This window comes from Micromonospora sp. NPDC018662, assembly GCF_044391475.1.
In the GTDB taxonomy this organism is placed as follows: Bacteria; Actinomycetota; Actinomycetes; order Mycobacteriales; family Micromonosporaceae; genus Micromonospora.
In genome coordinates this window covers 247,031-267,358 of the sequence record NZ_JBISAC010000007.1, presented here as the reverse complement: position 1 = coordinate 267,358, position 20,328 = coordinate 247,031, and the positions used below count along the sequence as shown (strand labels likewise).

General features: G+C 76.0%; 15 protein-coding genes and 2 pseudogenes. 10 read left to right on the top strand and 7 right to left on the bottom strand.

All coding sequences use genetic code 11. The features are described from left to right. Positions 1-28: 28 nt before the first annotated feature. The 4 genes from ACH495_RS21280 to ACH495_RS21265 are packed head-to-tail and all read right to left on the bottom strand — an operon-like array spanning position 29 to position 3,633. Complete coding sequence (locus ACH495_RS21280) at positions 29-904, bottom strand: TetR/AcrR family transcriptional regulator (RefSeq protein WP_396859447.1); 876 nt, start codon at positions 902-904, stop codon at positions 29-31. A gap of 4 nt (positions 905-908) precedes the next feature. After that, positions 909-1,730, bottom strand: coding sequence for an FAD:protein FMN transferase (locus ACH495_RS21275; protein WP_396859446.1), 822 nt, complete (start codon positions 1,728-1,730; stop codon positions 909-911). After that, the gene (locus tag ACH495_RS21270; RefSeq protein ID WP_396859445.1) at positions 1,727-2,215 is read right to left on the bottom strand and encodes an FMN-binding protein; all 489 of its coding nucleotides are present in this window, start codon (positions 2,213-2,215) and stop codon (positions 1,727-1,729) included. The genes ACH495_RS21275 and ACH495_RS21270 overlap by 4 nt, the downstream gene beginning before the upstream one ends. A 20-nt stretch (positions 2,216-2,235) precedes the next feature. Further along, positions 2,236-3,633, bottom strand: coding sequence for a ferric reductase-like transmembrane domain-containing protein (locus ACH495_RS21265; RefSeq protein ID WP_396859444.1), 1,398 nt, complete (start codon positions 3,631-3,633; stop codon positions 2,236-2,238). A gap of 563 nt (positions 3,634-4,196) precedes the next feature. Here ACH495_RS21265 and ACH495_RS21260 point away from each other — a divergent pair. The 10 genes and pseudogenes from ACH495_RS21260 (at position 4,197) to ACH495_RS21215 (ending at position 15,125) form a co-directional block, all read left to right on the top strand. Further along, positions 4,197-4,724, top strand: a complete 528-nt coding sequence (locus ACH495_RS21260; protein WP_396859443.1) for an SAV_6107 family HEPN domain-containing protein — start codon at positions 4,197-4,199, stop codon at positions 4,722-4,724. 133 nt (positions 4,725-4,857) lie between these two features. After that, positions 4,858-5,595 (top strand): hypothetical protein, encoded by a 738-nt coding sequence (locus ACH495_RS21255; RefSeq protein WP_396859442.1) that lies wholly within the window; start codon positions 4,858-4,860, stop codon positions 5,593-5,595. Continuing rightward, a pseudogene (locus ACH495_RS21250) lies at positions 5,592-6,896 on the top strand (DNA polymerase Y family protein); the annotation flags it as partial. The gene ACH495_RS21255 and the pseudogene ACH495_RS21250, both read left to right, overlap by 4 nt. A gap of 126 nt (positions 6,897-7,022) precedes the next feature. After that, a pseudogene (locus ACH495_RS21245) lies at positions 7,023-7,460 on the top strand (DNA polymerase Y family protein); the annotation flags it as partial. A 234-nt stretch (positions 7,461-7,694) separates the two neighbouring features. After that, positions 7,695-11,069 carry an error-prone DNA polymerase gene (locus ACH495_RS21240; protein ID WP_396859441.1) on the top strand — a complete coding sequence of 1,125 codons (3,375 nt, stop codon included), beginning with the start codon at positions 7,695-7,697 and terminating at the stop codon, positions 11,067-11,069. A gap of 98 nt (positions 11,070-11,167) precedes the next feature. Then, on the top strand, positions 11,168-11,347 hold the full coding sequence (locus ACH495_RS21235; RefSeq protein ID WP_089157237.1) for a hypothetical protein: 180 nt from the start codon (positions 11,168-11,170) through the stop codon (positions 11,345-11,347). Positions 11,348-11,364: 17 nt separating this feature from the next. Then, positions 11,365-12,096 carry a methyltransferase domain-containing protein gene (locus ACH495_RS21230; RefSeq protein WP_396859440.1) on the top strand — a complete coding sequence of 244 codons (732 nt, stop codon included), beginning with the start codon at positions 11,365-11,367 and terminating at the stop codon, positions 12,094-12,096. After that, a complete protein-coding gene (locus ACH495_RS21225; RefSeq protein WP_396859439.1) occupies positions 12,093-13,256 on the top strand; it encodes an alkaline phosphatase family protein in 1,164 nt (387 codons plus the stop codon). Before ACH495_RS21230 ends, ACH495_RS21225 begins: the two co-directional genes overlap by 4 nt. A 92-nt stretch (positions 13,257-13,348) precedes the next feature. Then, the gene (locus ACH495_RS21220) at positions 13,349-14,611 is read left to right on the top strand and encodes a DNA polymerase IV (protein ID WP_396859438.1); all 1,263 of its coding nucleotides are present in this window, start codon (positions 13,349-13,351) and stop codon (positions 14,609-14,611) included. A 115-nt stretch (positions 14,612-14,726) separates the two neighbouring features. Then, complete coding sequence (locus ACH495_RS21215) at positions 14,727-15,125, top strand: DUF3040 domain-containing protein (RefSeq protein WP_107162615.1); 399 nt, start codon at positions 14,727-14,729, stop codon at positions 15,123-15,125. Positions 15,126-15,308: 183 nt separating this feature from the next. Here the strand turns inward: ACH495_RS21215 and ACH495_RS21210 are convergent, their stop codons facing one another. Genes ACH495_RS21210 through ACH495_RS21200 form a run of 3 tightly spaced genes read right to left on the bottom strand, consistent with a single transcriptional unit; the run spans position 15,309 to position 20,155 of the window. Further along, complete coding sequence (locus ACH495_RS21210) at positions 15,309-17,774, bottom strand: DUF3488 and DUF4129 domain-containing transglutaminase family protein (RefSeq protein ID WP_396859437.1); 2,466 nt, start codon at positions 17,772-17,774, stop codon at positions 15,309-15,311. Between the two features lie 16 nt (positions 17,775-17,790). Further along, on the bottom strand, positions 17,791-19,089 hold the full coding sequence (locus ACH495_RS21205) for a DUF58 domain-containing protein (RefSeq protein WP_396859436.1): 1,299 nt from the start codon (positions 19,087-19,089) through the stop codon (positions 17,791-17,793). 1 nt (position 19,090) lies between these two features. Further along, the gene (locus ACH495_RS21200; RefSeq protein WP_396859435.1) at positions 19,091-20,155 is read right to left on the bottom strand and encodes an AAA family ATPase; all 1,065 of its coding nucleotides are present in this window, start codon (positions 20,153-20,155) and stop codon (positions 19,091-19,093) included. Positions 20,156-20,328 lie beyond the last annotated feature (173 nt).

Below are 20,328 nucleotides of genomic sequence, written 5' to 3'. Positions count from 1 at the left end.
CGACCACCCCCACCGCCAGGTGGGTCGATCATGAAGTTGGCGGGTCCTCGGGCCGGTGTGTCGGACCGTCAACTTCATGATCGACCGAGGGTGGCGGGGGTGCGGCGGCGGCGCGGGCGTGGAGCAGCGTCTGGATGCCGTCGAGGATGCGGGTGAGGCCGAAGTCCAGGGTGGGGTCGGGGGAGCCGGGGGAGCGGGGGGCGGGGGGATCGGCCAGGGCGGCGGCCAGGGCGGGGAAGCGGGTCTCGCGGCCGCGCACCAGCGCGGCGAACGCCGCCTCCCGGCCGGAGTCCGGCGGCAGGGCGGCCAGGTTGCGGGCGTGCCCGACCAGCAGCGTCGCCACGTCGAGCCGCTCGGTCGCGGTGAGCCCGGTGCTGGCGAGCGCGGCGACGACGCGTTCCACCCAGGCCAGCTCGTTCGGGCCGGGCAGCCGGGCTCCCACGGCCGCCGCCTGCGCCCAGGGATGCCGGCGGAACCGTTCGACCAGCCGCCGGGTCCAGTCGTCGAGCTGCCCGCGCCAGCCCGCGTCGGTCGTGGTTCGGTCGTCGGGCACGCCTCGGCCGGCGGTCCGGTCGGCCGGTCCCGGGACGTCGGCCGCGCCTCGGCCGGCGGGACGGTCGGCAGCCGGCGCCGGGGGCGGCTCGCCCAGCGCCTCGTCCAGCATCAGGGCCACCAGTTCGGCCCGGCCCGGCACGTAGCGGTAGAGCGCCATCTTGGTCACCGCCAGCGACTCGGCGACCCGCTGCATGGTCAGCCCGTCGAGCCCGTCCGCGTCGGCGACGGCGATGCCGGCGCGGGCCACGGCGGCGGGCGAGAGCGTGGGACGCGGCCCGCGCCGGGGCCCGGCGGGCGTGCCCCACAGCAGCTCGAACAGCCGCTTCTTGTCGACCTCACCGGTCCGCACGTGTTCACCCTTCCCGGTATCCGTCCGTCAGCGGAGAAGATACGGCCCGGGAGCCGGGCCAACCCGGGGTGGCCCGGACCCGGCCGGCGGCGTCCACCAGCAGGGCCGCGTACCCGTCCAGGGTGGCCAGCCAGTCCAGCGCGTCCGTGCCGCGGGCGACGGCCGCGGTCGCGTACACGTCGGCCCAGAGCAGGTCGGGGCCGACCACGGTGACCGACCGGACCGCCTCGGCCGGCCGCCCGGCGCGCGGGTCGGTGATGTGCGCGCCGCGCCGCGCGGTGCCGGAGGTGGCGACCGCGCCGGCGGCCCGCTCGACCACGTCGAGCAGCCGGTCCGGGCGGTCCGGATCCTCGATCCCGATCCGCCAGGCCGGCCGGCCCGGTACGGCCCGCAGCAGCACGTCCCCGCCCGCGTTCAGGCACAGGTCGTGGTCGGCCAGGTCGGTCAGGTGTCGGGCGGCCCGTTCCACCGCCCAGCCCTTGACCAGGCCGGACGGGTCGTAGCCGGTGCCGCCCAGCGGCAGCGGCAGGCGGCGGGCGTCGAACCAGCCGCCGGTCCGCGCGCGGGCCGTCTCGCAGAGCCCGGCCACCTCGCGCACCAGCGGGTCGGCGGTGGCGGCCGGGCCGGGCGGCGCGCCGCGCAGGCGGCCCAGCACGCTGTCCGGCCGGTACGTGCTGAACACCGCGTCGGCGGCGCGCAGCTCGGCGAGGGCCCGCGCCACCCGCTCCTCGACCGCCGGGGTACGCACGCCGGGGCCGCGCAGGTGCACGCTGACCGGCAGCCCCATCACCTGCTCCACCCAGGCCCGCCGGTCCGGCCCGCTCACCGCAGGTGCGCCGCGTCGATGGCGGACTGGAGCGACTCCCGGTAGCCGTCGCTGGTGACGGTGGCCCCGGAGACGCTGTCGATCTCCGCGCTCTGCGCGGCGAGCGCCTCCTGCCGCAGGATCGGCACCGCGTAGTCGTTGATCTCCTGGTCCCGCCGGTTGCCGTCGGGCACCTGCACGGCGGTGACGTCGGTGATCTTCCCGCCGGAGACGGTGATCTTCACCTGCACCGGCCCCCACCGGGTCTGCGCCACCGACCCGGTGGCCGTGCCGTCGCCGCTGCCGCTTGCCGTGCCGCCGCCGTCCGTCGTGCCGCCGCTCGACGAGCCCGGGTCGCCGTCCGAGCCGCTCCACGAGCCGCCGCCCGGGTCGTTCCCGGCCGCTACCGCGCCGGTCTCCCCGGCGCCCATGGTGCTGGTCCGGTAGCTGAACAGCAGCACCAGCGCGGCCACGGTGGACAGCAGCCAGATGGTGATCCGTCGCACGGATCCTCCCTTCGCGCCTGTCACCAGGCGAACCGTTCGTGATGGACGTGCGCGTCGGGCACCCCGGCCGCACGGGTCGCGGCGCGGACGGCGTCGACCCAGCCGTCCGGTCCGCAGAGGAAGACGTCGTGCCCGGCCACGCCGGGGGAGAGCCGGCGCAACGCCTCGGCGTCGGCGAGCCCCTCGGCGTACGCCGGCAGCCAGGAGGGTTGCGCCGCCCGGGGGCCGACCAGGTGGTGCACCACCAGCCCGCGTTCCGCGACGAGCCGGTCCAGCTCGTCGCGGAAGGCCAGGTCCTCACCGGTACGCGCGCGGTAGGCGAGCACCGCCTCACCGGGCGCGTACGGCAGCTCCCAGAGCAACGCCAGCAGCGGGGTGAGGCCGACGCCGCAGGCCAGCATGGTGATCCCGCCGCCGCGCCAGTGCTGCCCGGTGAGCCGCCCGTACGGCCCCTCGATCAGCACCCGGGTGCCGGGGCGTAGGGCGGCCACCCGGGCGCTGTCGTCGCCCAGGTCCTTCACCGTGATCCGCATCAGGTCGCCGTGCGGCGGCGCGGACAGTGAGTACGGGTGGGCGCGGGACCAGCCGGGGCCGTCCAGGAACCGCCAGAGCAGGAACTGCCCGGCCCGCACCGGCAGCCGGTGCAGGTCCCGCCCGCGCAGCCAGACCGAGGTGACCCCGGGCGCCTCGGGCACCACCGCGGCCACCTCGATCCGGTGCCGCAGCGAGCGCCAGGCCGGCAGGCCGAGCCGCCAGACCAGCACGCTGGCCAGCGCCAGCAGGTAGACCGTCCACCAGTAGGCGCGGGCGAGCGGCGAGGCGACGAAGTCGGCGCCGGTCCAGAGCTGGTGCGGCAGCGCCAGTGCGACGCCCAGGTAGGCGTAGAGGTGCAGCAGGTGCCAGGACTCGTAGCGCAGTCGCCGCCGGGCCGCGCGGACCGAGGTGACCACGACCAGCACCAGCAGCGCGAGCGCCGCGGTGGCCAACAGCATCCCGGGGTACGTGACGACCAGGTCCCAGGTCTCGGCGAGCACCCCTTGGCGGGCGGTGCCGGCGTACCCGAGGACGGTCAGCAGCACGTGCGCCAGGACCAGGTGGAACGAGGTGAAGCCGGCGAGCCGGTGCCAGCGGGCGATCCGGTCCTGCCCGAAGCGGCGCTCCAGCAGGGGCACCCGGGCCATCAGCACCACCTGGATCAGCATCAGGTCGGCGCCGACCAGGCCGGTGAGCCGGCCGAGCGAGGTGAGCCCGGTGGCGGCGCCGGCCAGCAGCTCCTGCACGCCACGGTCGGCGGTCCAGAGGGCGGTGACGACCAGCAGGCTGAGCGCCGCGAGGCCGCCGGCGACGTCGGCCCACCAGGCCGGGGCGGTCGGCGGGGTACGGCGTACCGCGCGCCGGTCGGCCACGGTGGCGGTCACCGGAGGGGCTTTTCGGTACGGCTGACGTTCATGGGGTAAACCCTGGTCCGGCGAGTTCCGGGTCGCCTTTGCCGCGGCTGTGCGCCGGCTGGGAATCCGGCCGTCCTTCCGGCGGGTCCCGGGCGCGTCACACGTTGCGTTTTCGTCGGTGGGGAGGTGTACTGTCAGGGTAGTTAGAACGAGTGTTCGATTGGATCGCGTTTGACGCGGGTCGCGGTTGACCCGGCCTCGCGCGATCGGTCGCCCACCCGTTCCCCAGCTCCGGAAGCGGTGTTTCGCGGCACCGACTTCCGGAAAAGGTGCGGCTCCGCGGGCCGCACCGGGTTTCGGACAGTCGCGAGTCCGAGCCCGTCAGGCAGGTCGTCGCCCGCCGCCCACGACCCCCGGGCGGCGGGCGACGGACCAGCCGGCACGCCGGCCGGGTGTGGGTGTGGGGAAGCGTTCACACCCGGCCGGCCGCCACCTGAGGTGCGTCTTCCTCCGCACCGACCGCTCCGGGCGACCGGGCGACGGTTCTCCCGTCGCGCGACCGCCCGCCCCGGCCACACGCGGAGGAGAGACCCATGCCGACCAGTCCGGCCCAGGCGCCCACGGTGCCCGCGCACGTGCTGCCGCACCGCACCCCCGCCCAGTTGCTCGCGGTGGCCCGCGAGGGGTTGGCCGAGGCCGCCCGCACCCGCCCCGACGGTCTCCGGTACGCCGCCGCCCACCTCGCGGCGCTGCGCGCCGCCGCCGCCGTGCTGGCCGCGCGCGCCCGGCCCGCGCCCACCCGGCGTAACCGGATCACCAGCGTCTGGGTGCTGCTCGCCACCGTCGCCCCCGAGCTGGACGAGTGGGCCGCCTACTTCGCCGCCGGCGCCGGCAAGCGGGCCGCCGCCGAGGCCGGCATCCCCCGGGTGGTCACCGCCCGGGAGGCCGACGACCTGCTCCGTGCCGCCGAACAGTTCGTGACAGTGGTGGAGACCGCGCTCGGCCGGCCGCACCAGCCGGCGCTCGACGGCCTGCACCGGGCGACTCGGCTCGGCGGCTCCGACACCGCGCCGCGAGCCGGGTCGGCTGCCGCGCCGCGCTCCGGGGCGGCCGCCGCCTGAGTCGTGGCGCCCGGCCGCCATCGGCGGGACCCGGGTGGCCGGGCGCCGCACCACACCATCCAGCGCACCAAACATGATCCACAGCACCACCACGGGCCGGCCCGTGGCCAGCACACGACGGGGGGTTGGTCCGATGGCGGGCCGCATGGTGGTCGGCTCCGCCGCCCTGGCCGAGCTGGTGCGTCCGGCGAGCGCGCCCGACCCGGCCGGCGGCCACCGGGTGCTCCCCGTCCGGGCCGAGCTGACCGGGCTGCTGCCCAACCGTGGGCTGCGACGCGGCAGCACCGTCGCGGTCGGCGTCGGCCGACCCCGGCACAGCGGCGCCACCTCGCTGATCCTCGCGCTGCTCGCCGAGGCGTCCCGGGCCGGCTCGTGGTGCGCCGTGGTCGGCGTACCCACCTTCGGGGCCGGCGCGGCGGCCGAGGCCGGGATCGCCCTGGACCGGCTCGCCCTGGTGCCCGATCCCGGGCCGGAGTGGCCCACCGTCGTCGCCGCGCTCATCGACGGGGTCGACGTGGTGGTCACCGCCGTGCCGGCCGCGCTCTCCGCCTCGGTCTCCGCCCGGCTGGCCGCCCGCGCCCGGCAGCGCGGCAGCGTGCTGGTCCCGTACGGCCGGTGGGACGGTGCGGACGTGACGCTCCAGGTGGTCCGTGGCGTCTGGCAGGGCCTCGGGCCGGGGCGCGGGCGGCTGCGTCGCCGCGAGGTCACCGTCTCGGCCCGCGGCCGGGGCGCGGCCGCCCGGCCCAAGGAGATCAAGGTGTGGCTGCCCGGCGACGAGCTGACCCGGGTGATCCCCCGCTCGATCGGGTCCGGCGTCCCCGCCGTCCCGGGCCGCCGGCTGCGCGTGGTCGCCCCGGTGGCCGGGCCGTGAGCGCGCCGGCGCGGGCGCTGCTGCTGTGGTGCCCGGACTGGCCCGTCCTCGCCGCCGAGATCGTCGACGGCGTGCCCGCCACCGACCCGGTCGTGGTGCTGCACGCCAACCGGGTGGTGGCCTGCTCCGAGCGGGCCCGGGCCGAGGGGATCCGGCGCGGGCTGCGCCGGCGGGAGGCGCAGGGGCGCTGCCCGCAGCTCATCGTGGTCGACCACGATCCCGGTCGGGACGCGCGGGCGTTCGAGCCGGTGGTGGCCGCCGTCGAGGAGGTGGTCGCCGGCGTCGAGGTGATCCGCCCCGGGGCCTGCGCGACCGCCGCCCGGGGGCCGAGCCGCTACCTCGGCGGCGAGGAGGCGGCGGCCGAGCGGATCGTCGAGCACGTGGCCCAGAGCTGCGCGGTGGAGAGTCAGGTCGGCATCGCCGACGGGGTCTTCGCGGCCGGCCTGGCCGCCCGCGAGGGGCGGATCGTGCCCCCGGGCGGCACCACGGCGTTCCTGGCCGCCCGGCCGGTCGAGGCGCTCGGCCGGCCCGCCCTGGCCGACCTGCTGCGCCGCCTCGGCGTACGCACCCTCGGCGACTTCGCCGCGCTGCCCGCCGGGGACGTGCTGGCCCGGTTCGGCTTCGACGGGGCGCTGGCGCACCGGCTCGCCGCCGGGCGGGACGACCGGCCGCTCGCGGTCCGGCAGCCGCCCGCCGACCTGACCGTCACCGTCGAGCACGACGAGCCGATCGACCGGGTCGACGCCGCCGCGTTCGCCGCCCGGACGCTGGCCGAGCGGCTGCACGAGCGGCTCGCCGCATACGGGCTGGCCTGCACCCGGCTCGGCATCGAGGCGGTCACCGCGCACGGCCAGGAACTGCACCGGGTCTGGCGGCACGACGGCCTGCTCACCGCCGCGGCCATCGCCGACCGGGTCCGCTGGCAGCTCGACGGCTGGCTGACCGGCAGCAACGGCCGGGGCGGGGCCCGCCCGACCGCCGGCATCATCCGGTTGCGGCTGGTGCCGGACGGGGTGCTCGCCCAGGCCGGCCTGCAACCCGGGCTGTGGGGGGAGACCGGCGCGGAACGGGAGCGGGCGCACCGCGCCTTGCACCGGGTGCAGGGCATCCTCGGCCCCGAGGCGGTGGTCACCGCCGTCCTCGGTGGGGGGCGCTCCCCGGCCGACCAGGTGCGCCTGGTCCCGTGGGGCGACGAGCGGGTGCCGGCCCGTCCCGGCCCGCCACCCCTGCCGGCCCTCCCGCCGCCGGGTGCCACACCACCCGTCCCGTCCACCGGGTCGGCTCGGGTCGGTGCGCCGGCTCCCGGCGTGCCGGAGGCGTCCGTCGGGTCGGCCCCGGCGGTCCTGTCGATCCCGGCTCCGGGCCTCGTGCCGGTCGGGTCCGTCGAGTCGGGCCGCGCGCCGGTTGGGTCCGTCGAGTCGGGCCGCGCGCCGGTTGGGTCCGTCGAGTCGGCCTTCGTGCCGGTCGGGTCCGTCGATTCGGGCCGGATGGCGGTGCGGGCCGGTCGCCGGATCGGCCGGGCCAGGGCGGTGCCCGAGCCGCCGTGGCCGGGGCGGATCCCGCCGCCGGCGCCGGCCGTGGTCCTGCCCACCCCGCTGGCGGCCGAGGTGCACGACGCGGCGGGGGAACCGGTCGTGGTGAGCGCCCGGCTGGTGGTCAGCGCGGCGCCGGCCCGGCTGACCGTGGGCACCGGCCGGCCGGCCGAGATCTCCGGGTGGGTCGGCCCGTGGCCGGTGGACGAGCGCTGGTGGGCGCCGGCCGAGACCCGCCGTCGGGCCCGGTTCCAGGTCTGCCTGGTCGACGGTACGGCCCTGCTGCTCGCCGTCGAGGGCGGGCAGTGGCTGGTGGAGGCCATCTATGACTGAGCGGCGTGCCTCGGTTCCGCGGCATGCCGACGCGCCGCGCCGGTTTCCACCCTGCGGAGCCTACGAACGTGATGGCGTAGACGAGTCGCCCGGCCGAACTGCCGCCGTCCCTGCGGCCACCACCACCGAGGCCGGCCTTCGACCGGCCGACATGGGAGATCTTGGAAGCTGGTGGCCCCTCCGGGGGCCGAAATCTTCCAAGATCTCGGTGAGGGCCGGGCGGGGGAGCGCGGGATGAGCTTCCACAATCCGAAGATGCCCTGGTCGAAGCTGGAGCAGGTGCTCTCCGGGCGGGCCGAGGACGGGAAGGACGAGCGAGGCAGGGGCGAGCGGCACCTGCACGTGGTGGACCCGCTGGCGGTCGACGCCGACGGCGGTGACGCCCCGGCCTGGAGCCGCAGACGCGAGGAGTACCAACCGCCGGAGCTGGACCGCCCGGACGGCACGGTGCCCTACGCGGAGCTGCACGCGCACTCCAACTTCAGTTTCCTCGACGGGGCCAGCCACCCCGAGGAGATGGCCGAGGAGGCCGCCCGGCTGGGGCTCACCGCGCTCGCCGTGACCGACCACGACGGCTTCTACGGCGTGGTGCGCTTCGCCGAGGCGGCCCGCGCGCTGCGGCTGCCGACGATCGTCGGGGCGGAACTCTCGCTCGGGCTGCCCGGCCCGCAGAACGGCGAGCCCGACCCGCTCGGCCGGCACCTGCTGGTGCTCGCGCACGGGCACGAGGGGTACGCGCGCCTCGCCGCCACCATCTCCCGGGCCCAGTTGCGCGGTGGGGAGAAGGGCCGCCCGGTCTACGGCGAGCTGGAACAGCTCGCCGTAGAGCTGAAGGACCACGTGCTGGTGCTCACCGGCTGCCGCAAGGGGCACGTGCCGGCCGCGCTGCTCACCGAGGGGGTCGACGCGGCGGCCCGGGAGCTGGACCGGCTCACCGCGCTGTTCGGCGCGGAGACGGTGGCGGTGGAGCTGACCGACCACGGGCATCCGGTGGACGCGGACCGCAACGACGCGCTCGCCGAGCTGGCCGCCGCGGCCGGGCTGCCCACGGTGGCCACGAACAACGTGCACTACGCCACCCCGGGGCGGCGTCGGCTGGCCACCACCGTGGCGGCGGTCCGGGCGCGGCGCAGCCTGGACGAGATCGACGGCTGGCTGCCCGCCGCGGCCACCGCCCACCTGCGCAGCGGCGCGGAGATGGCGGCGCGGTTCGCCGCGTACCCGGGTGCGGTGGCCCGGGCCGCGGAGTTCGGCGCGGAACTCGCGTTCGACCTGCACCTGGTTGCGCCGCAACTGCCGGCGTACCCGGTGCCGGCGGGGCACACGGAGATGAGCTGGCTGCGGCGGCTGACCATGGCCGGCGCCCGGGAGCGCTACGGCCCGCCGGAGGCGCACCCGGAGGCGTACGCGCAGCTGGAGCACGAGCTGCGGATGATCGACGAGCTGGGCTTCCCCGGCTACTTCCTGGTGGTCTACGACATCGTCTCGTTCTGCCGCGAGCAGGACATCTACTGCCAGGGTCGGGGGTCGGCGGCCAACTCGGCGGTCTGCTACGCGCTGCGCATCACCAACGTGGACGCGGTCCGGCACCGGCTGCTGTTCGAGCGGTTCCTCGCCCCGGAACGGGACGGCCCGCCCGACATCGACGTGGACATCGAGTCCGACCGCCGGGAGGAGGTGATCCAGCACGTCTACGCCCGCTACGGCCGGGAGCACACCGCCCAGGTCGCCAACGTCATCTCCTACCGGCCGCGGTCGGCGGTGCGGGACGTGGCGAAGGCGTTCGGCTTCTCGCCCGGCCAGCAGGACGCCTGGAGCAAGCAGATCGACAGGTGGGGTTCGGTCGCCGCGGTCGACGTGGCGGACATCCCCGAGCAGGTGGTGGCGTACGCCAACGAGTTGCAGACGTTCCCCCGGCACCTGGGCATCCACTCCGGCGGCATGGTGATCTGCGACCGGCCGGTGATCGAGGTCTGCCCGGTGGAGTGGGGCCGGATGCCGGGGCGCAGCGTGCTCCAGTGGGACAAGGACGACTGCGCCGCGGTCGGCCTGGTCAAGTTCGACCTGCTCGGCCTCGGCATGCTGTCCGCGCTGCACTACGGCTACGACCTGATCGGGATGAGCCTGGACCTGGGCGGGATGACGCTCGACGACCCCGAGGTCTACGACATGCTCTGCCGGGCCGACTCGGTCGGCGTGTTCCAGGTGGAGAGCCGGGCCCAGATGGCCACGCTGCCCCGGCTCAAGCCCCGCGAGTTCTACGACCTGGTGGTGGAGGTGGCGCTGATCCGGCCCGGCCCGATCCAGGGCGGCTCGGTGCACCCGTACATCCGGCGCAAGAACGGCCAGGAGCCGGTCACGTACGCGCACCCGCTGATGCGCAACGCGTTGGAGAAGACGCTCGGCGTGCCGCTGTTCCAGGAGCAGCTCATGCAGCTCGCCATCGACCTGGCCGGCTTCGACGCGGCCGGCGCCGACCAGTTGCGCCGGGCCATGGGGGCGAAACGCTCGGTGGAGCGGATGGCGCGGATCGCCGACCGGCTCTACGCCGGGATGGCCGAGCGGGGCATCACCGGCGAGCTGGCCGACGACGTCTACCGCAAGCTCACCGCGTTCGCCAGCTACGGCTTCCCGGAGAGCCACGCGATGAGCTTCGCCTACCTGGTGTACGCCAGCTCGTGGCTCAAGCGCTACCACCCGGGCCCGTTCCTGGCCGCGCTGCTCAACGCCCAGCCGATGGGCTTCTACTCGCCGCAGACGCTCGCCGACGACGCCCGCCGGCACGGTGTGGAGGTGCGCCGGCCGGACATCAACGCCAGTGGCGCCAAGGCGGTGCTGGAGTCGACGCCGGAGACCCGGTGGGGGAGCCTGCCGGGGGAGCCGCCGCACGCCTGGGGGCTGGGTGGCCCGGCGGTCCGGTTGGGGCTGGGCAGCGTCCGTACCCTCGGCGAGGACGCGGCCGAGCGGATCGAGGCGGAGCGGGCCGCGCACGGGCCGTACCGGGACATGCCGGACCTGGCCCGGCGGACCGGTCTGACCGCGGCCCAGCTGGAGGCGCTGGCCACCGCTGATGCGTTCGCCTGCTTCGGGCTGACCCGGCGGCAGGCCCTCTGGGCCGCCGGCGCGGCGGCCCAGGACCGGCCCGGCCGGCTGCCCGGCACGGTGACCGGCGCGGACCCGCCCACGCTGCCCGGCATGGCGGCGGTGGACCGGCTGGTCGCCGACGTCTGGGCCACCGGCCTGTCCCCGGACAGCCACCCGGCCCGGTTCCTCCGCGACCGGCTGGACGCACTGGGCGCGGTGCCGATCGCCCGGCTCGGCCAGGTGCCGCCCGGGCGGCGGATCCGGGTCGGCGGGATCGTCACCCACCGGCAGCGGCCGGCGACTGCCGGCGGGGTCACGTTCCTCAACCTGGAGGACGAGACCGGCATGCTCAACGTCACGTGTTCGCCGGGGCTGTGGCAGCGCTACCGTCGAATCGCCCGCACCAGCGGCGCGCTGGTGGTGCGGGGCCGGTTGCAGCGGCACGAGGGCGTCACGAACCTCACCGCGGACCGGCTGGACGCGATCGAGCCGCCCGTCACGCCGGCGTCCCGGGATTTCCGTTGACCGTAGTGATCCACATTACGGTTTCCCGGGGCCGGACACGGGAGACTCCCGGACACGGGTGGGCAGAGTGGCTCACCCGGGTATGGGGGATGAACCAGATGACCTTTCACAGCACGTACCCCGGTGGCGTGGCCAACGCCCGACGGACCCGGCTCGGCGCCGGGTGGGCGCCCACCCACGAGATCGAGCCGCGCGAGCACCAGGTGACCGACGGCCCGGTGGCCAACGCCCAGCGCTCCCGCGCCGAGGAGGACCCGGCGGGCGGCGGCGAGTCCTGACCCCTAGGCTCGGCGGGGTGGAGCAGACCCGAACCCTCACCCCCCGCACCGCCGTGATCTGGGCGGTGCTCCGGGCCGAGCTGGGCCGGCGGGCCGACGAACGGCTCGCCGTGCTCGACGTCGGCGGCGGGACCGGCGGCTTCGCCGTCCCGCTCGCCGAGGCCGGCCACCGGGTCACCGTGGTCGACGCCAGCCCCGACGCGCTCGCCGCGCTGACCCGCCGGGCCGCCGAGGCCGGGGTCGCCGATCGGGTACGCGCGACGCAGGGCGACGCCGACGCGCTCGCCGGGCTGGTCGAACCGGCCTCGGTGGACCTGGTGCTCTGCCACTCCGTCCTGGAGGTCGTCGACGAACCGGAGCCGGTGATCGCGGCGCTGGCCGGCGCGCTGCGACCCGGCGGCGCGGCCAGCGTGCTGGTCGCCGCGCGGGCCGCCGCCGTGCTCGGGCGGGCGATGAACGGGCAGCTCGACGCCGCTACCGCGCTCGCCGCCGACCCGCACGGCACCGCCGGCGGCCGGGACACGCTGCGCCGCCGCTACGACGCCGACGGCGCGGTCGCGCTGCTCACCGCCGCCGGGCTCGTCGTCGAGGAGACCCACGGCGTACGCGTGCTCGCCGACCTGCTCCCGGCCGCCGTGGCCGACGGCCAGCCGGCCGCCCTCCTGGAGTTGGAGTACGCCCTGGCGGCGAAGCCGCCGTACCGGGACCTGGCCGCCCAGCTGCACCTGTTCGCCCGCCGCCCGGCATGACCGGCCCGGTCCCGGCCGCGCTCGACCGGGTCGCGCCCCGCTACGGCGGCGGCAGCCTGGTCGACGTGCTACCCAGCGCGCTCGCGCTGCTCGGCGTGCCCGGCGCGGTCGACCTGCTCGGCCTGACGCCCCGGCTGGCCGGGGTACGCCGGATCGCCGTGCTGCTGGTCGACGGCCTCGGCTGGCACCAGATCCCCACCGCCGCCCGGTACGCGCCGACGCTGGCCGGGCTCGCCGCCACCACCGGCACGCCGCTCACCGCGGGCTTCCCCTCCACCACCCCGACCAGCCTGGTCGGCCTCGGCACCGGCACCCCGTCGGGCGCGCACGGCGTGCTCGGCTTCACCGTCCGGGTGCCCGGCACCGACCGGGTGCTCACCCACGTCGACTGGGCCGGCGACCCCGACCCGTCCCGCTGGCAGCCGGTCCCCACCTGGTACGAGCGGGCCCGCGCCGTCGGCGTGGCGGTGACAGTGGTCAGCCGCCCCGAGTTCGCCGGCAGCGGCCTGACGCTGGCCGCCAACCGGGGCGGCGACTACCGGGGCGCCGCCGGGGTCGACGCGCTGGCCGTCCGGATGCTGGCCGCGTTGGCCGCCGGCACCGGGCCCACACTGGTCTCCGGCTACCACCCCGACCTGGACCGGCACGGGCACCTCAGCGGCGTCGACTCGGCGCCCTGGCGGTCGGCCGCCGCCGAGGTGGACGCGCTGCTGGCCCGCCTGGTGGACGGGTTGCCGCCGGACGCCGCGCTGCTGGTCACCGCCGACCACGGCCAGCTCGACATCCCCGCCGGGCACCGGATCGACCTGGACGCCGACCCCCGGCTGCGGGCCGGGGTGCGGGTGGTGGCCGGCGAGCCCCGGGTCCGCTACCTGCACGTCGAGCCGGGCGCCGAGGCGGACGTGGTTGCCGCCTGGGCCGGGGTGCTGGGCGGGGCGGCCGACGTGCTGACCCGGGCGGAGGCGGTGGCCACCGGCTGGTTCGGGCCGGTGCCGGAGGCGCACCTGGCCCGGATCGGCGACGTGGTGGTGGTCTGCCGGGACACGTACGCGGTGGTCGCCACGCGCTCCGAGCCGCCGATGGTGTCGCGGCTGGTGGCGTACCACGGCGCGGACACCGCCGCGGAGATGACCGTTCCGCTGCTGGTGGTCCGGGGCTGACCGGCGGTCCGGTGGAGCCGGGGGCGGCCGGCGGTCCGGTGGGCCGGGGCTGACCGGCGTGGCTGTCGGACCGGCGGGCTAGCCTGCGGGGCATGGGCCGCAGCCAGTCGTTGCCCCGGGGCGGCGGTGACCCGCGCTTCGGGCCGGACGCCGACGACACCGGCTGTTCGATCCTGCACGTCGACATGGACGCGTTCTTCGCCTCGGTGGAGGTGCGCCGCCGCCCCGAGCTGCGCGGCCGGCCGGTGGTGGTGGGCGGCGTCGGTCCGCGCGGCGTGGTCAGCTCGGCCAGCTACGAGGCCCGCGTGTTCGGGGTCCGCAGCGCGATGCCCACCGCCCGGGCCCGGGCGCTCTGCCCGGACGCGGTCTACCTGCCGCCCGACTTCACCGCCTACTCGGCCGCGTCCCGGGCGGTCATGCAGATCTTCCGGGACGTCACCCCGCTGGTCGAGCCGCTCTCCCTGGACGAGGCGTTCCTCGACGTGGCCGGCGCCCGCCGGCTGTTCGGTCGACCGGCGGCCATCGCCGCGCTGATCCGCCGCCGGGTGGCCGAGGAGCAGCGGCTGACCTGCTCGGTCGGGGTGGGGCCGAGCAAGTTCGTGGCCAAGCTGGGGTCCACCCGGGCCAAGCCGGACGGCCTGCTCGTGGTGCCCGCCGACCGGGTGCTGGACTTCCTGCACCCGCTGCCGGTGTCGGCGCTGTGGGGGGTGGGGGAGCGCTCGGCGGAGGCGTTGCGCCGGCTCGGCCTGCGCACCGTGCGCGACCTGGCCGAGGCGCCGGCCGGTCTGCTGCGCCGGGCGGTGGGCGAGGCGTCCGCGACGCACCTGCACGAGCTGGCCCGGGGGCGGGACCCGCGCGGGGTCTCCCCGGAGCAGGTGGAGAAGTCGATCGGCGCGGAGGTCACCTTCGACACCGACGTCACCGACCCGGGCGAGATCCGGCGGGCGCTGCTCGCCCTCGCCGAGAAGGCCGGCGCCCGGCTGCGGGCGGCCGGTCAGGTGGGTCGCACGGTGTCGCTGAAGGTCCGATTCGCCGATTTCCGCACGATCAGTCGCTCCCGCACGCTCGGCGTGCCGACCGACACCGCCCGGGAGATGTTCGACACGGCCTGGGCGCTCTGGGTCGCTCTCGCCCCGGGTGAGGCGGTCCGCCTGGTCGGCGTACGGATGGAGGGGTTGGCCGCGGCGGAGGAGACGCCGCAGCAGCTCACCCTGGGTGCGCCGGAGCGGGGATGGCGGGAGGCGGAGGCGGCGGCGGACGCGGCGGCCGCCCGATTCGGGCGGTCCGTCATAGGTCCGGCCAGTCTTCTCGGCCGCCGCGATCCACGACGAGTCGAAAAACCGACCCGACCGTAGGTCGTCCCGCTTTCCGACGCGCGGGCCCCCTCGTAGACTTGCGGGTAAGCAGCCGGTTGGCTGCCACGGTCTGTCGGCCCGCCCGGGCCGACCAACGTGACCGGGGAGGAGTGCCGTGCCGCTCTCGGAGCACGAGCAGCGGCTGTTCGAGCAGATCGAGCGGTCGCTTGCCGAGGATCCCAAGTTCGCCTCGGCCGTGCGCGCCAGCGACCCGCGTTTCCACGCGCGGCGTCGCGTGCTCGTCGCTGCCGGCGTGGTCGTCGCTGGTCTGGCACTGTTGATCTACGGTGCCGTGATCAAGATTCCTGCGGTGGCCGTGGCGGGCTTCGTCGTCATGCTGGCCTCGTTGGGCTACGCGGTGCAGTCGCACCGCCGGTCCCAGTCGCCCGACCTGCACGTGGTCGGCGGCACAACGACGAGTCGGCGTCGTCCCCGTGGCCGCAGCGGCCGCCGGGGCTCCTTCCTCGACCGGATGGAGGACCGCTGGCGGCAGCGCCCGGAGGGCCACCGCTGACCACGCCCCGCCCCGGACCGGGCGGGGCGGCGACGGACGCTTGCCGGCGTTAGCCGGCAAGCGCATTCGCCGCGTCACCCCCACCCGTGCTTCTGTCCCCCTGATTCACGGAAAGAGTGGTCATCCGGGCCCGGATGACCACTCTTTCCGTGAATCTGCGACGGGGAGGGAGGGGGTGGGGTGTCAGCGGGCGGGGCGGTTGGCCAGGAGGCGACGCGGGTTCCAGCGCAGCATCCGCTGCCGTGCCTGACCGGTGGCGATGACCAGCCGGGCCGACCGCTCGGCCAGGGCGGTCCGCCACCGCGCCAGCACCGACGGCGGCAGCACCGCGGCCAGCAGCCGGGTACGCCGGTTCGCGCGGGCCGCGAGCGCCCCCCGCACGGTCCGTAGCGCCGGCTGCAACTCGGCGTCGGTCAACGGGTCACGGGCGTACCGGGCCCGTTCCTCGGCCCGGCCCAGCAGTCGCACCCCGGTCGCCGCGCCCGCGTCCTCGACCAGCGCCTCCCGGCTCAACCGCTCGGCGGTCGCACGCGGGGTCTCCGTGCCGTCCACCCGGACGTGGAAGTCGACAAGGGTGTCCAGCAGTTCGTCCCAGGCGGCGTGCGCGTCGGCGCGGGCCGCCTCGGCGTCCACACCGACCACCATCTCGGGGCTGCTGCCCCGCTGGCCGGGCACGGCCACCGCGGTGGCCACCGGCAGGGTCGCCCGGACCCGCCGCCGACGCCGCAGCGCGGAGCGCCGCAGGGCCGGCACGGCCAGCAACGCCAGCAGGGCGAGCGCCCCGGCCAGCCACCACGGCCAGACCGGGTTCTGCCGGGTCGGCCCGGTGTCGCCGACCGCCAGGCCCTGGTCGGCGTCCTTGTCCAGCCGGTCCGGCTCGTTCGGGCCGGCCGACGGGTCGGTCGCGTCGGGCGCGGCGCTGCTGCCGGGCACGGGGGCGACCTCCTCCGGGGCGTCGATGTCCGGGGCCCAGGCGGACCGGACCGAACCCGGGATGCTCGCCGCCGGGGTGGCGTCGAACGGCACCCAGCCGATCCCGCCGAAGTAGACCTCGGTCCAGGCGTGCAGGTTCTGGTTGGTCAGCACGTACGAGCCGTTGCCGGTGTTGCTGCCGTTGGTGAACCCGACCGCCACCCGGGCCGGTACGCCGGCGGCCCGCACCAGCCAGGCCATCGCCGCCGCGTACTGCTGGCAGTAGCCGACCTTGGTGGCGAGGAAGTCGGTGATGTCGTCCCCGCTGCTGCCGTTGCGGGTGGAGAGCGCATAGGTGAAGCCGTTCTCCACCGAGAAGTAGTCGTAGACCGCCCGTACCTTGTCGTAGTCGGTCTGCCGGCCCTTCACCAGCCGCTCGACCAGCCGGTCGACGGCCGGGACCGACGGGGTGACGGTCTGCTGGCGCAGCACCGCGCTGTCCGACGGCAGGGACGGCGCGGCACGCAGCGCCGCCGGGCTGAACGTCGACCGTACGTAGTCGAAGGAGTAGCGCTTGCCGCGGGCGTTGTCCCGGCTGGAGAAGACGATCTGCTGCTGCGGGTCGTAGCGCCAGTTGCCGCTCAGGTCGTCGGTCTTGACCGGCTCGGCGTAGACCGGCATCAGCGGCATGTTCAGGTTCTTCGTCACCTCGACGGTGGCCCGGTAGCGCTGCTGCTCGACGCCGCGCGGGGCGCGTTCGGCCGGGTCGGGCAGGCCGCGGGTCACCGACTGCCCGCTGGGCACGCGCGCCTGGAAACCGCTCGGCCGCAGATCGTCCACCACGCCGAGGCGCAGGTAGAACGGGTTCGGCTCGTCGGTGGTGACCTTGACCAGGTCGAACCGCTCGCTCTGGTTGAGCTGGCCGCTGAGCGCGGCGAACAGGTCGATCCGGCCCGTGCTGCCGCCCTGGCCGGGCCGCCCGTTGCCGTCGCCGGGACCAGCGCCGACGTTGTTCATCAGGCCGCCGGTCATCCCGGGCACGGCCAGCGGCAGCGCCACCGCCACCACCACCCCGACCACGGCCAGCCGGCGGCCGGCCGCGGCCAGCGGCGACGCCTCCCAGACGTCGACGTCGCGGCCCTCGCCGGTGAACCGGCGACCGAACCGGCGCACCCGGTCGACGTTGTCGGTGACCAGCAGCCACAGGTAGCCGGCGGCGCCCACCACGAACGGGGTGGCGGGGACGCTGTCCACGTAGACCGCCACCGGCACCGAGTAGATGGCCAGCATCGGCAGCCCGGCCAGCGCCGGCCGGCGCAGCCCGACCGCGAGCACGTCCACCACCACGGCCACCGCGCCGATGCCGAGCACGGCGAGGAAGAGCAGCGAGTCGACGTCGGGCACCTTGACGCCGTACGCGCGCATGTCCTGCAGCGAGGTCTGGAGGAGGTCGCCGAAGTGGGCGAACGTAGCAGGGGTCGGCACGAACGCGAACGCCTCGGTGCCGCCCGGGAAGACCCAGGTCAGACCCAGGGTCAGGCCGGCCAGCATGGCCAGCACCTGGCCCCAGAGCGGGGCCCGGCCCAGCCGGCTCAGCGTCGCCGCGCCGGCCACCACGGCGACCACGATGGCCGCCTGGACCAGCCACGTCCAGCGTTCGAAGATCGCCGACAGCGGGGCCGCCGCCAGCAGCGTCGCCGCCGCGGCGACGAAGCCGATGTTGCGGTGCGGGGTCACCGAACCACCCTTCCGGTCATCGCATGCCTCCGGCGACGGTCTCGGCCAGCGCCGCCCGCAGGGCGAAGCCCTGGGAGCCACGACCGGCCTGCGGCCACAGCGCCGGCAGACGGTTGCCGTGCTCCACCCCGATCACCCGCCAACCGCTCTGCAGCAGGGCGAGCGCGGCGCTGCCGTGCGCCCGCTCCGCCTCGGCCCGCGCCTTCGGCGGCAGGTTCAGCCAGGTGTTGCTGTCGAGCAGGAACGCCACGCAGGTGGCGCCGTTGCCACGCAGCCCGGCCAGCAGCTCAGCCTCGGCGTCGCCGAGCGTGCCGAGGAGCGCGATGATCAGGCCGCCGTCGGCCCGCTGCCGGACCTGCTGCACCAGCGCGGTGATCTCGCCGCGCCGGTCCAGGTGCACCTCGGCGAGATGGTCGAGGAGCAGCCCCTCGCCGCCGGCCTCGGTGGCGCCCACGTCGACGCCGTTGCCGGTGACCAGGCGCAACTTGTAGCCGGCCTGGCGCAGGTGCACGGCGATGCTGGCGGCCGCCGAGACGGCCCACTCGAAGCTGGCCGTCGGCCCCTCGCCGCGGTGCCCGCCGGCGCGGGTGTCCAGCACCACGGTGGCCCGGCTCTCCCACGGTTGCTCCTCGCGGCGCACCATCAGCTCGCCGGTGCGCGCGGTCGACTTCCAGTGCACCCGGCGCAGGTCGTCGCCCATCCGGTACTCCCGGGTGGCGGCGTCGTCCTCGCCGTGCACGGCCACCGAGCGGGCCCGGCTGTCGCCGCTGCCGGCGTACTCGCCGGGCAGCCGCACCGCGGGCAGCGCGGCGACCTGCGGGATCACCGTGAGGTGGTCGGTGCTGGGGAACGAACGGGTCAGCTCGCACAGGCCGAACGGGTCGGTCAGCCGGATCACCAGCGGGCCCACGTCGTAGCGGCCCCGCACGTCGGCGCGGACCGTGTACGCCACGGAGCTGGCCTGGTGCGCGCCGAGCCGTTCCAGCACCACCCGGGGCCGGCTGCCCAACGCGTAGGGCAGCCGGTCCTCCAGCAGCAGGGTGCCGGTGGGCAGCCGGGACAGGTTCTGCAGCCGCAGCACCACCCGGGAGCTGGCCCCGACCGGCACCCGGTGCGGTTCGAGCGTGCGGTTGCAGGCCAGCTTGTAGCGGCTGCGGCCGACGTACGCGGCGGCGAGCAGCGGCAGGACGGCGAGCAGGACGGCCACCCGGAGCAGGTCCTTCTCGCCGAGGATGCCGGCGGAGAGCGCGGCGGCGACCGCGGCCGCCAGGAAGGAGCGGCCGCGGGTGGTCAGCCCGCGCAGCCCGTCGCGCACGTCACGGCCTCCGCGGCTCGAACGGCCCTTGGCCGTTGCCGTTGCCGGCGCCCCCGCCGGGCCGGGTGTCGTACGGCGAGCGCTGCCGGTCGTGCGGCAACGGCAGGCGGTGCACCAGCTCGGCGACGATCGCGTCGGTGGTGCGCCGGGCCAGCTGCGCGTCCGCGGTCGGGATGATCCGGTGCGCCAGCACCGGCACCGCGAGGTTCTGGAGGTCGTCCGGGAGGACGTAGTCGCGACCCTCCAGGGCGGCCACCGCGCGGGCGGTGCGCAGCAGTTGCAGCGTGGCCCGCGGGGACGCGCCGAGTCGCAGGTCGGGCGCCTCGCGGGTGGCGGTCACCAGGTCGATCGCGTACTGCTTGACGGCGTCGGCGACGTGCACCTGGCGGACGTGGCCGATCAGCCGCCGGACGGTGGCCGCGTCGGAGACCGGTCGCAGGGCCGGCAGCGGGTCGGTGGCGCCGTGTCCGTCCAGCATGGCCAGCTCGGCGCTCGGGTCCGGGTAGCCCATCGCGATGCGGGCGGTGAACCGGTCCCGCTGCGCCTCGGGCAGCGGGTAGGTGCCCTCCATCTCGATCGGGTTCTGCGTCGCGATCACCATGAACGGCGTCTGGAGCTGGTAGGTCACCCCGTCGACGGTGACCTGTCGCTCCTCCATGCACTCGAGCAGGGCCGACTGGGTCTTCGGCGAGGCCCGGTTGATCTCGTCGCCGACCACCAGGTTGGCGAAGACCGCGCCGGGCCGGAACTCGAAGTCGTGGGTCTCCTGGTTGTAGACGCTGACGCCGGTGACGTCGCTGGGCAGGAGGTCGGGGGTGAACTGGATCCGGCGGACCGAGCAGTCGATGGAGCGGGCCAACGCCTTGGCCAGCTTGGTCTTGCCGACGCCGGGGACGTCCTCGATGAGCAGGTGGCCCTCGGCGAGCAGCACCGCCAGGGCGAGCCGGACGGTGGCCGTCTTGCCCGCGATGACCTGCTCGATGTTGGCCACGACGGCCTCGCTGGCGGCACGGAACTCGTCGTGCGGCAGCAGACCGCCCACCTCGTCCCAGGTCTGTTGTGTCACGGGCCTCCTCCTCGTCGCCGGAACGGCAGCTCTGTATAGAGCACCTGGACCCGCCGTTGGGTTCGCGACGCCGAGCCTCGTCTGCCGCACGCATCTCACTGGCCTCTCAGGCTAACCATGTTTGTCGTGAACGCCGACTCCCGCAGGTGGTCGGTCGGTTACGCCCGGAATAT

Bases quoted from the DNA above. Each gene is read 5' to 3' on its own strand.
- ACH495_RS21260 (WP_396859443.1), top strand. From the start codon at position 4,197: ATGCCGACCAGTCCGGCCCAGGCGCCCACGGTGCCCGCGCACGTGCTG.
- ACH495_RS21255 (WP_396859442.1), top strand. From the start codon at position 4,858: ATGGCGGGCCGCATGGTGGTCGGCTCCGCCGCCCTGGCCGAGCTGGTG.
- ACH495_RS21240 (WP_396859441.1), top strand. From the start codon at position 7,695: ATGAGCTTCCACAATCCGAAGATGCCCTGGTCGAAGCTGGAGCAGGTG.
- ACH495_RS21235 (WP_089157237.1), top strand. From the start codon at position 11,168: ATGACCTTTCACAGCACGTACCCCGGTGGCGTGGCCAACGCCCGACGG.
- ACH495_RS21225 (WP_396859439.1), top strand. From the start codon at position 12,093: ATGACCGGCCCGGTCCCGGCCGCGCTCGACCGGGTCGCGCCCCGCTAC.
- ACH495_RS21220 (WP_396859438.1), top strand. From the start codon at position 13,349: ATGGGCCGCAGCCAGTCGTTGCCCCGGGGCGGCGGTGACCCGCGCTTC.